Raw genomic sequence first — 13,650 nt, 5'->3', positions numbered from 1 at the left:
TCGTTTCGGTGGTTATGGCGAGAGGGAAACACCCGGTCCCATTCCGAACCCGGAAGTTAAGCCTTTCAGCGCCGATGGTACTGCACTGGAGACGGTGTGGGAGAGTAGGACACCGCCGGACACATACGTGAAAAGGGCCGCCTTTCGAGGCGGCCCTTTTTGTATGTCCAGGGCACACATATGTCCAGGGCACAATGGAGTCAACAGTGCTCCCCCAGCGAACGGTTTGATGTGATGAGCGCGGAACGAGATCAACGCGACGGCGACGGGCGCGATCGGCGCCCACGGCCGGGACGCCAGGACCACCCGGGTGGTGCCTCTGGCGGATCTCGTGGCCGGCAGGGCGGTTCCCAGCGGGCGTCCGGTGGCTCCATCAACCGCGGGGGAACTCGGCCGCGGCGCGATGACTCCACGGGTGGATCTGGCGGGGAGCGCTCCGGGCCCGCGGGCAACCGCTCCGGCACAGGGCGGCCCGGCAGGTTCCAGAAGCCGGCCGACACCCAGAAGCCGAGGGGTTCTCAGCGACCGCGTGACTTCGGCAGCGCCCGCGACGACGACGGCACAGGCCGTTCTCAGGCTCGTCGGCCGAAGCCCTTCCGCAGCAGTGACGCCGAGGGGGCGAGTGGAAAGAGCTTTTCCCCGCGGCGAGACGACTCTCGTGGACGGGGAGGTTCTCCTACCGGAGGCGGGCGCCCCGCTTCCTCCGGTAAATGGCGGAGCGAACGCGGCGGCCCCCGTCCAGGCGGGCGTCCGGCGGACCGGCGTGACCAGGAGGGGCGCTCCCCGCAGCGCCCTGGAGAGCGTTTCTCCAGGCGTGACGCCGAGGGTAACGAGCGCCGCGACGACCGTGAGTTCCGTGCGCGCGACAGTCGGCCTGGCAGCCCGCGTAAACCCTCGGGCCGAGACGAAAGCCGATCCGGCGGGCGAGCGGGCTTCGCGCGCGACGACACCACGCGGCCCCGTACGGGCGCTGGGGGTGCTCCCCGCCGTAACGACCGTCCCAGCGGTGGAACGGGCGGGTTCCGTCGCCGGGAGAGTGAAGGCTTCCGTCCTCGTGACAAGGGCCAGGAGGGATCCAGGCCCCGTGAGGGCGGCAAGGAGCGGTTCCGTCCCCGCGAGGAGGGCGGCACAGAGCGTTTCCGTCCTCGCGAGGAGGGCGCCGGTGGCGCCCAGCGTCGTGACGGAGGCCGTCGCGACTTCCGTGACGCCCAGGGGGGCGGTCCCCGAGGCCGCGGCGAAGGCGAGAGAGGCGGTTTCCGGCGGCGTGACGACGCCCAGGGCGGCCGTCGGCCCGCCGAGCGTGGCGCGCGCCGGCCCGGCCGGGACGACCGGCCGTCGGATGCACCGCGACCGCGCCGGGATCCCGGTCCGCCGGTACCCGAGGATGTCACGGGTTTCGAGCTCGACTCCGCGGCGCGGGGCGAGCTCAAGACCCTGCCGAAGGATCTCGCGACCGAAGTGGCCCGTCACCTGGTGATGGCCGGCCGGTTGGTCGATGACGATCCGGAGGCGGCCTACCAGCACGCGCTGGCGGCCCGTGGCCGCGCGGCGCGGGTCGGCATCGTCCGCGAGGCGTGCGGGCTGGCGGCCTATCACGCCGGCCTGTGGTCGGTCGCTCTGTCGGAGCTCCGCGCCGCACGGCGGCTGTCCGGTCAGGAGGCGTACCTCGCCATCCTGGCCGACTCCGAGCGAGGGCTCGGCCGTCCGGAGCGCGCCCTCGACCTGGCGAAGTCGGAGGAGGCGCGCCGCCTGCCGCAGGCCGAGGCGATCGAGATGCGCATCGTCGAGTCGGGCGCCCGTCGCGATCTCGGTCAGCCGGGCGCGGCCGCCCTGGCGCTGCAGGTTCCGGAGCTGAAGGACGAGCGGTGGCGGCCGTGGTCGGCGCGGCTGTTCTACGCGTACGCCGACGCGCTGGTCGACGCGGGCCGTGAGGAAGAGGCCGCCGACTGGTTCGCGCGGGCGGCGGCGGCCGACCGCGACGCTGAGACGGACGCCGCCGAGCGGTACGCGGAACTCGAGGGTCTGGAGATCATCGACACCGAGCTCGCCGACGCGGAGTCTGACGCGGGCACCGACGAGACCGAAGACGTCCAGGGGGACACGGAGGGCGAGTAAGGCGCGGCGCGGCTCCGCGTCCAGGTCCCAGTGATCGGCCACGGTCGCGAGGGCCCGCCAGGCCGCCTGCGGATGCGGCGTCTCGAACGGATCCCCGCCGAACGAAGCGACGGCCGGATCGATGACGGGCGGGCGCCGCGGACGGCTTGGCAGGCCTCAGCGCGCGTCCAGCGCGTGCATGATGCCGGCGACGTTGTTGCGCGCCGCGCTGATCATTTCGACCTTCTCCGCGATCTCCGGATCTGCGTCCGGGTCGAGCGCCCGGTACCGGCCGTCCGTGCGCTCGCGGACCATGGCCACCGCGTGGTCCAGATCGAGGCGCTGGTCGTGGGCCTCGGTGACGAGCTCGACCCACAGCCGCAGCTCTTCCACGGACCGGTCGAGTGTCTCGTCCACCAGCCCGACCGGCCCGTAGTGGCTGAAGAGCAGGCGCGACGGCCGTAGCGCGCGGAAGCGCTCCAGAGACGTCAGCGCGGTGTCCAGGTCGAAGTCCGGTGGCGGCGTGGCGGGACGCAGGTCGGCCGTCTCCGGGATGTAGACGCCGGCTGCGTCGCCGACGTACAGATCGCCGGTCAGCGAGTCGAGCAGGCCGACGTGATGCTTGGCGTGGCCGGGCGAGTAGTGGCTTTCCAGACGCCTCCCGCCGCCGAGGTCCACTTCGCCGACGTCCTCCACCGCCCGGATGCGTACGGCGTCCGTGGGCTTGAGGTCGCCGAACAGTGTGTCCAGCGCGTCTCCCCACACCATGCGGGCGCTGCGCATCAACCGGCTCGGGTCGGCGAGATGCCGGGCGCCCTTCTCATGGACGACGACCTCGGCGTTGGGGAACATCTTCGCGATGTCGCCGACCCCGCCCGCGTGATCGAGGTGAATGTGCGTGACCACGACGGTCGCCAGGTCCGCCGGGCCGATGCCCGCGGCGGCCAGCGCGTCGCGAACGACCGGCGCGGAGTTCCCCGCGCCGGTCTCCACCAGGCAGGGCCGGTCGGAGCGGATGAGATAGCCGGCGGTGATCCGCGGGTGCCCGGCCATGCGGGTGTCGATCTCGAAGACGTCGTTGCCCAGATCGGTGATCGAGTCCATATGGCGCCTCCGGTTTTCCACAGATGCGGCGGGCGGGGTTACGCGGTTCACATCGACCGCCCCATCGTAGAGACAACGCCACCGGCGTCGAGAGTGGCGGTCACGAGGGGAGCAGACCGTGGACCACATCGAGGAGACCGTGCGGCGGGGCACACGGGTCGTCGACGAGACCGGTGAGACGCAGGGCGGCCGCCGGCCCGACGACCAACGCGGCCTGAGCACGTCCGGCGCCGTCTCTGAGACCTCCGCCATGTCCGGCGCCACCGGTGCCGTGGCCCATGTCAACGAGATCGTCCTCATCGGGCGGCTCTCCGGAGTGCCGGAGTGGAAGGCGTTACCCGGAGGCGGGCAGGTCGCGGTCTGGCGGCTCATCGTGGAGCATCAGGACGCCCGGTCGCCGCAGGACGCCATCGACACCATTCGCTGCATCACCTACGATCCCTCGCTGCAGCCGGGCGTCCGTGACTGGCGGCACGGCGACGTCATCGAGGTCCGCGGAGCCCTGCGCCACCGTTTCTGGCGTGGCCCGGCGGGCCCGAGAGGGCTGTACGAGGTGGAGGCCACGGTCGCGATCCGGCGTCACCATGCGGAACGGGGAGGTGGCGACCGGAAGTGATCGGCGGTGACGTGTCGCCGGTGGAGCCCGCCGCGCGCGAGTGAGCGTGCGGCGGGCGAGGTCCTCAACCGGTCGCGAAGGTCCGCATGACCAGGCCCGTACGGGGCTTGGGGCCGAAGGAAGTGGACTTGCGGGGCACCTTCTCGCCGTTGGTGGCGACCGCCAGCACGTCCGGGACCTTGAGGGGGTTGAGGATCACGGCGGTGCCACCCGCCCGCCGAGCCTTGGCGACCGCACGGGCGGCGTCGTGGTGCACGATGCGCACGGTGCTCTCGTTGTCCTCGATGCCCCACAGCCGGGGGATGAGCAGCCGGTGCAGTACGGCGGTGTCCAGGCGCCGCCACCGGTCCGAGGACTCCTCCGGCATAGAGCGTTCCACCTGGAGCGGATCCGGCTCGGTGAGCAGGAAGAACCCATCCTCGCCGCCGAGCAGGAACGCCGTCTCGGTATGGGCGGCCAGCCGGTCGAGCCCGGCCGGAAGGTCCGGGCCGACCGGCTCGACGCGGAACGCCGCCTTCGCGTTCCGTACGGCCTCGGAGAGGGGCAGGCCCGGCAGCACCCGGTGGATGGCGCCCAGCCGTGGCGGATAGGCGACGGAGTCGACCAGCAGCGCCAGCCCGTAGTCCCAGGGCCCCGGCCCGGCGTACCGTCGGCGCAGCGCCTGGTAGGTGGCGTAGCGGTGGTGGCCGTCGGCGATGAGCGCCTGGCGCCCGCGCAGATCTTCGGCGATCTTCGCCTGTTCGGCGGGGTCCCGGATCGCCCACAGCCGGTGCCGTACATCGTCGCCCGTGCTCGCCTCCAGCATCGGGGGGAGGGACGACGCGATCTCGTCCACCAGGCGGCCTGCGGCCGAGCCGGCACCGCCCTCGTACAGCAGGAAGATCGGCTCGAGGTTCGCCTCGGTCGCCGACATCAGGGCCAGCCGGTCCCGGACCGGGCCGGGGTACACGTGCTCGTGCGGGAGGATCACACCGGACCCCTCCTCGTGCACGCCGACCGCCCCGATCAGGCCGCGCTGGACGACCGCGCCGGAGATCTCCTCGTAGACGTACAGCGCGGGTTCGTCGTCCACGGTGAGGATGCCGGACGCCAGCCAGGACCGCAGCGTCTGGGCGGCCTCGCGGTAGTCCTCCTGCGGGAGGATCAGCCGGACCACGTTGTGCGGTTCTTCGGCCATGAACCGCGCCAGCGACTCCTCGTCGATGAGGTCGTACGGCGGGGACGTCACCGAGGCGAGCGAGCTCACCTGCGACGTGTCGTACCGCACGGCTCGGAACGGTCGCAGCGCAAGTCCGGGATCAGTGGTCACATCGGGCATGTTAGATACCGCGGCGTTGTTGGGACACAAGTGGAGTCGACGAACGGAGGCACACATGGTTCAAGGTGCGGATCACGGTCAGGATTCCCGAGGTGTCCCGGCGGGCGGCGTGTACGAGTGGTACCAGCGCGGTCTTGAGCTGCTCAACGGCGGCAGCCCGGCCGCCGCGATCCAGATCCTTGAGCACGCGGCCGCCGCAGAGCCGTCGTCCAGGAGTGTACGGGAGGCGCTGGCGCGCGCCCAGTACGGAGCGAAGCGCTACGCCGAGGCCGCCGCCAACTTCCGTATGATCGTCGAGGCCGATCCGGCGGAGGACTACGCGCTGTTCGGCCTGGGCATGGCCTTGACCCGCACCGGCGACCTCGCGGAGGCGGTCGAGCACCTGGCGCTCGCCTGCGCGATGTGCCCGGAGAACAAGCACTACGCGACCGCGTTGCGGCACGCGCGAGCCCGGAAGGGATGAGATGCGAGGCAGCGACCGGCCGCTCGCGGAGATCTACGACGTCGCGGTCCTGGATCTGGACGGTGTGATCTACATCGGCCATGACCCCGTGCCAGGCGCGTCCGACGCGCTGGCCAAGGTGCGGGCGGGCGGCATGCGCCTGGCGTTCGCGACGAACAACGCCTCACGGACGCCGAGCGCGACCGCCGCGCTCATCACCGAGGTCGGGGTACCCGCCGCGGCCGAGGACGTCGTGACGTCCGCCCAGGCCGCCGCCAGGCTCCTCGCGGAGCGGCTGCCGGCCGGATCCAAGGTCCTCGTGGTCGGCGGCACCGGTCTCCGGCACGCGCTGCGGGCCGCAGGACTGCGTCCGGTCTCGACCGCCGCCGAGCGGCCCGCGGCCGTCGTCCAGGGGTTCGCGCCGGGCCTCTCGTACGAGCTGATCGCCGAGGGGGGCCGGGCGGTGGCCGCCGGCGCCCTCTTCGTCGCGTCCAACGCCGACCGCACGATTCCGAGCCCCGGCGGCCCCCCGAAACCGGGAAACGGAGCGCTGATCCAGGTCATCCGTACCGCGACGGATGTCGACCCGATCGTCACCGGCAAACCCGAACTGCCGTTGCACCGCGAGACGATCCTGCGCACGGGTGCGGAGCGGCCGTTGATCGTCGGAGATCGCCTCGACACCGATATCGAGGGCGCGAACAACGGCGGTGCCGACAGCCTGCTCGTGCTGACCGGGGTGACCGACGCCCGCGCGCTGCTGGCCGCGCCTGCGGCTCAGCGGCCGACGTACCTCGCCGCCGATCTGACCGGCCTGCTCGTGTCGCACCCCGAGGTGCGGCACGCCGACGGCTCCTACAGCTGCGGTGGCTGGGTGGTCGGGCCCGGCTTCGCGGTCAGCGGCTCGGGCGACCGCATCGACGCCCTGCGCGCGCTGTGCGTCGCGGCCTGGGAGTCGGGCGAGTCGGCGAAGGCGGAGGAGGCCTTGGACCGCCTGCCGTGACGCGGCGTGACCCTCGCACGGGCCGAGGTCACGGGAGCCGGGCGGGCCTGTGGAGGAGGCGCTGGATCGTCTGCGGTGATGCGATGGGGGCCCTCGAGCGGGCCGTGGGTCACGGGGTCGGGCGGACCCGCGGAAGATCGCCGGGGCCGTCCGCAAATGACGCGACCCGCATGGCGCCGGCGGTGGCTCAGAGGATCTTCCGGAGCCGCAACAGGTCGCCCAGGCTCGCCTCGATCTTGAGCCGGCCCGTCGCCCACGCCTTGGCGACGTGGAGCTCGTCGGCGGCCAGCGCCACCAGGTCGTCGCTGTTCACCGTGAGTCGAACCTGAGCCGCGTCGGCGTCGTCGACGGCCTGGAAGTCGTCGAGGCCGCCTTCGTGGATGCGGGTGAGGAACACCATGCCGAGATCGGGCACGCGGCAGCTGATCGTCCGCTCGACGACGTGCTTGGCGAGTTCGTCGGCGTCCACCTCGGTGATCCGGGCGGCGATGCGCTCGAGCGCCGAGCGCGCTTCCTGGACGGTGGCCATCGTCAGGTCCGTTCCCCCGTGGTGGTCCTCGACACCGCTGTCGTCAACGGACGGTAGCGTTCTTCTTGAGCCGGACGCGACCGGCGGCGAAGGGAAGGGTACAGGTGAACGGCACCGAGGGGGACACCACGGGAGACGAGCGGGTGGATGCCGCGCTGGCCCGTCTCACCGAACTCGAGCAGGCGCCCCTGACCGAGCACCCGGCGGTCTTCGCGGACGTCCACCGGCGACTTCAGGAGGCCCTGACGGGCCTCGACGAGGGGGCGTCATGACCTGCCCGTCCGCGGCGCCGCCGGCGGTCGGCCTGTGAGCGCCCGTCGGCGGTTGGACAGCGAGCTCGTCCGGCGGGGCCTGGCCCGGTCGCGGGAGCACGCCGTGGACCTGGTCACCGAGGGGCGCGTCACCGTCGCCGGACGTACCGCGTCCAAGCCCGCCACCCAGGTCGAGACCTCCGCCGCCATCGTCGTACGGCCGGTGGACTCCGGGCCGGACTACGTCTCACGCGGGGGGCACAAGCTGGCCGGTGCGCTGAAGGCGTTCACCGACCTGCGCGTCGAGGGCCGCCGCTGTCTCGACGCCGGCGCGTCCACCGGCGGCTTCACCGACGTGCTGCTGCGTGCGGGTGCGGCGCACGTGGTCGCGGTCGATGTCGGATACGGACAGATCGCGTGGTCCCTGCGCACGGACGACCGCGTGACGGTTCTGGAACGGGTCAACATCCGCGACCTTGAGCCGGAACAGGTCGTATCGGACGGCGGAGGGGAGCCGCCCGACCTGGTCGTGGGCGACCTGTCGTTCATCTCGCTGCGTCTCGTGCTCGCTCCCGTCCAGCGGTGCGCAGCCCCCGACGCCGACTACGTGATGATGGTCAAACCGCAGTTCGAGGTGGGCAGGGAGCGTGTGGGCGCGGGCGGTGTCGTACGCGATCCCGCCCTTCGGGCCGAGGCGGTGCGCGACGTCGCCCGGCACGCCGAGACGCTCGGTCTGGGCGTGCGCGGCGTGACGGCGAGCCCGCTGCCCGGTCCGTCCGGAAACGTCGAATACTTTCTGTGGCTACGGGCGGGCGCCCCGCCCCTCGACGATGCTCGGCTGGAAAAGGCCGTCGCAGAAGGGCCCGCATGACAGAGAAGAGATCCGTCCTGGTCGTGACCCACACGGGTCGGAGCGCGGCGGTGCGAAGCGCGCAGCTGGTGATCAGCCGGCTGAGCGAGGCCGGCATCTGCGTGCGGGTGCTGGACAGTGAGGCCGAGGAGCTCGAATGCGCCGGCGCCGATGTCATGCCGGTCTCCGCGGCGGCCGCCGAGGGCGCCGAGATGGTCATCGTCCTGGGCGGCGACGGCACGATCCTGCGGGCCGCGGACCTGGCCAGGCGGTCCGGCAGCCCATTGCTCGGCGTGAACCTCGGCCACGTCGGCTTCCTCGCCGAGGCCGAGCGAGAGGATCTGGCCGCCACGGTCGACAAGGTCGCCGCGCGCCGCTACGACGTCGAGGAGCGCATGACGATCGACGTCCTGGTCCGGCAGAACGGCGCCGTCACCAACGCCAGCTGGGCGCTCAACGAGGCGGCCGTCGAGAAGGCCTCCCGGCAGCGGATGCTGGAGGTCGTCGCCGAGATCGACGGGCGACCGCTGTCGCGGTGGGGGTGTGACGGCGTGGTCTGCGCCACCCCGACCGGATCGACGGCGTACGCCTTCTCCGCGGGCGGTCCCGTCGTGTGGCCCGAGGTCGAGGCGATGCTGGTCGTGCCGATCAGCGCGCACGCGCTCTTCTCCCGCCCCATGGTGGTCTCCCCGCGGTCCGTCGTCGCGGTCGAGCTGATCCCGAACTCCTCCGGCGGTGTGCTCTGGTGCGACGGCCGCCGCCCGATCGATCTGCCTCCCGGCGCGCGGGTGGAGGTCCGTCGCGGCGAGCGGCCGGTCCGGCTGGCGCGGCTGCACCAGACCCCGTTCACGGACCGGCTCGTCACCAAGTTCGGCCTGCCGGTCGCCGGCTGGCGCGGTCGCGTCCGCGACGAGTGACGCGGCGCGGAACGCCTGCCGCGCCCTGAGCCGTCGGCGACGGTGAGGCGGGAGACGGGTTCGCCGTCGTCCGGGGCCTTGCCGTCGGCGCCGGGCGACGCGGCGTGAAACCCCTCGTCACCTGGGGCTTCATACCGGCGAGGAGTGTCGCGTCGGGGAAGGCGACACGCCCGGAGGTTCCCTTCGTGCCGGAGCGCCCTCTACGCTGAGCCGAACACATGTTCGCCTGGGGGGATCCGGTCCCGGTCCCGTACATCGTGGCCGAGGGGTCATCATGACCGAGTAGCCTCGGGCGCGCCGGGTGTCCGCGGACAGGAGGGCCTTCGTGACCGACGTGACGAGCCGCCAGGCGAGGAGCCGAGCGCGACCCTCGAGCAGAAGCACGAGGCGGCGAGCGAGAAGCCGCGTGCGACCGTCGGGCAGCAGTGCGGCAGGCGATTCAACAGGACGGCTCGGCTCGCGGAGGGCCGAGCCGCCGTGCGGGGAGGTCCGGTGAGCCGGGTACGGCCCATGGTCGAGGAAGTACGGATTCAGAACCTCGGAGTGATCGAGGAGGCCGCCCTCGAGCTGTCTCCGGGCTTCAACGTGGTCACCGGCGAGACCGGTGCCGGTAAGACGATGGTCGTCACGAGCCTTGGTCTGCTGTTCGGCGGCCGTGCCGACCCCCAGCGGGTCCGGCCCGGCGCCGACCGGGCGACCGTGGAGGGCCGCATCCTGCTCTCCGAGGACGGCAGGGTCGCCGCGCGGGTCGAGGAGGCCGGCGGCGAGCTCGACGACGGCGCGCTGATCGTGACCAGGTCGGTCTCGGCCGAGGGCCGGTCGCGGGCGCACGTCGGCGGCCGCCAGGCGCCGGTCTCCGTCCTGATCAACCTGGCCGACGACCTCGTCGCCGTGCACGGCCAGTCCGACCAGCAGCGGCTGCTGCAGCCCGGACGCCAGCGGGCGGCCCTGGACCGCTTCGCCGGCGACGTCCTGGCCAAGCCGCTGCGCGCCTACACCGCCGCCTACCGGCGGCACCGGGAGGTCTCCGGGCTCCTGGAGGAGCTCACCACCCGGTCCCGGGAGCGGGCGCAGGAGGCCGATCTGCTCCGGTTCGGCCTGGAGGAGATCGAGAAGGTCGATCCCAAGCCGGGGGAGGACGAGCTCCTGGCGGCGGAGGAGGAGCGGCTGGCGCACGCCGACGCGCTCCGTACGGCGGCCACCACCGCGCACGAGGCGCTGCAGGGCGACCCGACGGCCACGACGGGCGTCGTCGACGCCATCGGGCTGCTCAGCACGGCCCGCCAGGCACTGGAGGCCGTACGCTCCCACGACGAGGCGCTCGCCGGACAGGCCGACCGGCTGTCCGAGGCGGTCTACCTCGTCTCGGACGTCGCCGCCGAGCTCGCCGGCTACGCCGAGTCGATCGAGGCCGATCCGGCCCTGCTGGCGAGCGTGCAGGAGCGGCGGGCGGCCCTGGCGGGGCTGACCCGCAAGTACGGCGCGACGATCGCCGAGGTCCTCGAGTGGGCGGAGCGGTCTGCCGTGCGCGTGGCCGAGCTGGACTCCGACGACGACAGCATCGACGAGCTGCGCGCCGAGCACGACGACCTCGCCCGGCAGCTGACCGAGCTGTCCGCCGAGTTGACCGCCCGCCGCACGGCCGCCGCCGAGCGCCTGTCCGAGGCCGTCACCGCGGAGCTGGCCGCCCTGGCCATGCCGCACGCCCGCGTGGTCGTGGCCGTGACGCCGCAGGAGGAGTTCGGCCCGTACGGCGTGGACGAGGTCGAGCTGCGGCTGGCCTCCCACCCGGGCGCCCCCGCCCTGTCGCTGCACAAGGGAGCGTCCGGCGGTGAGCTCTCCCGCGTCATGCTGGCGATCGAGGTGGTCTTCGCCGGTGCCGACCCGGTGCCGACGTTCGTGTTCGACGAGGTCGACGCGGGCGTGGGCGGCAAGGCGGCCGTGGAGGTCGGCCGCAGGCTGGCCCGGCTGGCCAAGTCGGCCCAGGTGATCGTGGTCACCCACCTTCCGCAGGTCGCGGCGTTCGCCGACCAGCATCTGGTGGTGGAGAAGTCCAACGACGGGCGCGTCACCCGCAGCGGCGTGACCGCGCTGGACGCCGACGGACGGGTCCGCGAGCTGTCCCGCATGCTGGCGGGTCTGGAGGACTCCGAGCTGGGGCGGGCGCACGCCGAAGAGCTCCTGGCCATCGCGGCCGCCGAGCGCTGAGACGCGGTCCGCCATTGGATACGGCACCGTGGGTGAGCGAACGAACACGCCATAACGGTCGTCGTTACCGATGGCACTGTCCGGGCTCTGGCAGGATTGGCAGCGATGAACGACGTCTCCCCAAGAATCAAGAGCGGCGCCCGCCTGCGGGCGCCGCTGCGGCGGCGCGGGCTGCGCCGCGACCGGAGCGAGGGGGAGACGGGCATCACCGGCGTCGCCCGCCTCGACGGCAAGACCAAGAAACTGACCAAGCGTCTCGACCCGGGTGACATCGCGATCATCGATCACGTCGACCTCGACCGGGTCAGCGCGGAGGCGCTGGCCGCCTGTCAGGTCGCCGCGGTGGTCAACGTGGCGCGCAGCATCTCCGGGCGCTATCCGAACCTCGGGCCGCAGATCCTCGTCGAGGCGGGCATCCCGCTGATCGACGACGTGGGGCCCGACGTGTTCACCAAGCTCCACGAGGGCGACGTCGTCCGCGTCGACGGCGAGGCCGTTTACCTGGGCGAGCAGGTCGCGGCCAAGGGCATCCGGCAGACCGAGGAATCGGTCGAGGCGGCGATGACCGAGGCCAGGGCGGAGCTGCCCGCCCAGCTCGAGGCGTTCGCCGCCAACACGATGGAGTTCCTCAAGCGGGAGCGGGACCTCCTGCTCGACGGCGTCGGCGTGCCCGACATAACGACCGATCTCGATGGCCGCCACGTCCTCATCGTCGTGCGTGGCTACCACTACCGCGAGGACATCGCGACCCTGCGGCCGTACATCCGGGAGTACCGCCCGGTGCTGATCGGCGTGGACGGCGGGGCCGACGCGCTGATCGAGGCCGGCTACCGCCCGGACATGATCGTCGGCGACATGGACTCCGTGTCGGACGAGGCGCTCACGTCAGGGGCCGAGCTGGTCGTGCACGCCTACCGCGACGGCCGGGCACCCGGTCTCGACCGTGTCCATGATCTGGGACGGGAGGGCGTCGTCTTCCCCGCCACCGGCACCAGCGAGGACATCGCGATGCTGCTCGCCGACGACAAGGGCGCCACCCTGATCGTCGCGGTCGGCACCCACGCGACGCTCGTGGAGTTCCTCGACAAGGGGCGGGCAGGCATGTCCAGCACGTTCCTGACGCGGTTGCGGGTCGGCAGCAAGCTCGTCGACGCCAAGGGCGTGAGCCGGCTCTACCGCAGCCGCATCAAGGCCTCCTCATTGCTCATGCTGATCGCCGCCACGCTCGTCGCCATGGTCGCCGCGATCGTCTCCTCACCCGCCGGCGATGCCTTCGAACCCATCGTCGCCGACTGGTGGCACCAATTCGTCTACTGGCTAAACGGACTCTTCACGTGATCGATTTCCGTTACCACCTCGTCTCCATCATCGCGGTCTTCCTCGCGCTGGCGCTCGGCCTCGTGGTCGGTGCCTCCGCGCTGCGCGGCCCGCTCGTCGACCAGCTGAAGGACAACTCGAATCGCCTGAAGAACAGCAACGAGGTGCTCCGGAGGCAGAAGACCGCGGCCGACCAGGTGAACGGCTACGGCAACCAGGTCACCGACGCGGTCGCGCCGCAGGTCGTCGCCGGCCGGCTCAAGGACCAGAGCGTGGTGTTCGTCGAGGCCCCCGGTGCGGACGACCAGATGCGGGCGCAGACCGCCGACATGGTGAGCAAGGCCGGCGCGCGGATCAGCGGTTACGTCACGCTCCAGAGCAAGTACCTCGACCCGAACCAGCAGGCCACGCTGAACGAGCTGACCGACCAGCTGAAGCCGGCCGCCCTGACCTTCCCCGCGGACGCGACGTCGTACGACCGGACGGCCGCCGAGCTGGCCTCGGTGCTGGTGACCAAGCAGGCGTCGCGCAACGGCCAGGAGGACCCGGCCGCCGGGCAGGTCCTGTCGGGCTTCAAGGCGGCGGGTTTCCTGACTTACAGCGGGCAGCCCGCGACCCGTGCGACACTCGCCATCGTGATCGCGCCCGCCGCCGCGAGCAACGACAAGAACGCCGACGCCGAGAACAAGGCGCTCTGTGCGCTGCCGGTCGCCCTCTCCACGTACGGCGGCGGTGTCGTCGCGGTGGGCGATCCCGACTCGGCGGCCGAGGGCGGCATGATCAAGGCGCTTCGCGACGACGACGACGCCAAGGGGCACGTCTCCACCGTCGACACGGCGGATGTGCCGGCCGGCCGGTTGACGACCGTGTTCACGCTGGCCGCCACGAAGCAGGGCAAGGCCGGTGACTACGGCATCGGCTCGAAGGCGGACGACGGGCCGCTCCCGACCCCGGTGCCGACGCCGACGCCGACGCCGACGATGACCAGGAAGAAGTGAGGC

At 72.1% G+C, this 13,650-nt stretch carries 13 protein-coding genes and 1 rRNA gene; 11 read left to right on the top strand and 3 right to left on the bottom strand.

Going from position 1 to position 13,650, the window contains the following annotated elements; genetic code table 11:
• Positions 1–4: 4 nt before the first annotated feature.
• Together rrf and NE236_RS23585 are read left to right on the top strand one after the other, a co-directional pair.
• Positions 5–121: ribosomal RNA gene (gene rrf / locus NE236_RS23590) — 5S ribosomal RNA — on the top strand.
• Positions 122–1,458: 1,337 nt separating this feature from the next.
• The gene (locus tag NE236_RS23585) at positions 1,459–2,115 is read left to right on the top strand and encodes a hypothetical protein (protein ID WP_252844258.1); all 657 of its coding nucleotides are present in this window, start codon (positions 1,459–1,461) and stop codon (positions 2,113–2,115) included.
• A 156-nt stretch (positions 2,116–2,271) separates the two neighbouring features.
• Here NE236_RS23585 and NE236_RS23580 read toward each other — a convergent pair whose 3' ends face one another.
• Complete coding sequence (locus NE236_RS23580; RefSeq protein ID WP_252844257.1) at positions 2,272–3,198, bottom strand: MBL fold metallo-hydrolase; 927 nt, start codon at positions 3,196–3,198, stop codon at positions 2,272–2,274.
• Positions 3,199–3,316: 118 nt separating this feature from the next.
• Between NE236_RS23580 and NE236_RS23575 the strand changes: the two genes are divergently transcribed.
• Positions 3,317–3,814: a single-stranded DNA-binding protein gene (locus NE236_RS23575; protein ID WP_252844256.1), complete on the top strand. Its 498-nt coding sequence runs from the start codon at positions 3,317–3,319 to the stop codon at positions 3,812–3,814.
• Positions 3,815–3,878: 64 nt separating this feature from the next.
• On the opposite strand, the gene NE236_RS23570 is transcribed toward NE236_RS23575, so the two are convergent.
• Positions 3,879–5,132: a DUF1015 family protein gene (locus NE236_RS23570; RefSeq protein ID WP_252844255.1), complete on the bottom strand. Its 1,254-nt coding sequence runs from the start codon at positions 5,130–5,132 to the stop codon at positions 3,879–3,881.
• A gap of 109 nt (positions 5,133–5,241) precedes the next feature.
• On the opposite strand from NE236_RS23570, the gene NE236_RS23565 reads away from it, so the two are divergent.
• Both NE236_RS23565 and NE236_RS23560 read left to right on the top strand, forming a co-directional pair.
• Positions 5,242–5,595, top strand: a complete 354-nt coding sequence (locus NE236_RS23565; RefSeq protein ID WP_252844254.1) for a tetratricopeptide repeat protein — start codon at positions 5,242–5,244, stop codon at positions 5,593–5,595.
• Between the two features lies 1 nt (position 5,596).
• The gene (locus NE236_RS23560) at positions 5,597–6,577 is read left to right on the top strand and encodes an HAD-IIA family hydrolase (RefSeq protein ID WP_252844253.1); all 981 of its coding nucleotides are present in this window, start codon (positions 5,597–5,599) and stop codon (positions 6,575–6,577) included.
• A 187-nt stretch (positions 6,578–6,764) separates the two neighbouring features.
• Here the strand turns inward: NE236_RS23560 and NE236_RS23555 are convergent, their stop codons facing one another.
• Entirely contained in the window at positions 6,765–7,106 is a 342-nt protein-coding gene (locus NE236_RS23555; protein WP_252844252.1) for an SCP2 sterol-binding domain-containing protein, read from the bottom strand.
• Positions 7,107–7,210: 104 nt separating this feature from the next.
• Here NE236_RS23555 and NE236_RS23550 point away from each other — a divergent pair, with 104 nt between their 5' ends.
• The 6 genes from NE236_RS23550 (at position 7,211) to NE236_RS23525 (ending at position 13,647) form a co-directional block, all read left to right on the top strand.
• Complete coding sequence (locus tag NE236_RS23550; protein WP_252844251.1) at positions 7,211–7,378, top strand: hypothetical protein; 168 nt, start codon at positions 7,211–7,213, stop codon at positions 7,376–7,378.
• A gap of 34 nt (positions 7,379–7,412) precedes the next feature.
• Positions 7,413–8,228, top strand: coding sequence for a TlyA family RNA methyltransferase (locus NE236_RS23545; RefSeq protein WP_252844250.1), 816 nt, complete (start codon positions 7,413–7,415; stop codon positions 8,226–8,228).
• Positions 8,225–9,124 carry an NAD kinase gene (locus NE236_RS23540; RefSeq protein ID WP_252844249.1) on the top strand — a complete coding sequence of 300 codons (900 nt, stop codon included), beginning with the start codon at positions 8,225–8,227 and terminating at the stop codon, positions 9,122–9,124. The genes NE236_RS23545 and NE236_RS23540 overlap by 4 nt, the downstream gene beginning before the upstream one ends.
• Before the next feature lie 510 nt (positions 9,125–9,634).
• Complete coding sequence (gene recN / locus NE236_RS23535; RefSeq protein WP_252844280.1) at positions 9,635–11,332, top strand: DNA repair protein RecN; 1,698 nt, start codon at positions 9,635–9,637, stop codon at positions 11,330–11,332.
• 105 nt (positions 11,333–11,437) lie between these two features.
• Positions 11,438–12,670: a putative cytokinetic ring protein SteA gene (gene steA / locus NE236_RS23530; protein WP_252844248.1), complete on the top strand. Its 1,233-nt coding sequence runs from the start codon at positions 11,438–11,440 to the stop codon at positions 12,668–12,670.
• Positions 12,667–13,647, top strand: a complete 981-nt coding sequence (locus NE236_RS23525; protein ID WP_252844247.1) for a copper transporter — start codon at positions 12,667–12,669, stop codon at positions 13,645–13,647. Before steA ends, NE236_RS23525 begins: the two co-directional genes overlap by 4 nt.
• Positions 13,648–13,650 lie beyond the last annotated feature (3 nt).

It is taken from the genome of Actinoallomurus purpureus, assembly GCF_024055795.1.
GTDB classification, from domain to species: Bacteria; Actinomycetota; Actinomycetes; order Streptosporangiales; family Streptosporangiaceae; genus Actinoallomurus; species Actinoallomurus purpureus.
The sequence above is the reverse complement of the archived record's forward strand: the minus strand, read 5'-3'. Positions and strand labels throughout refer to the sequence as shown.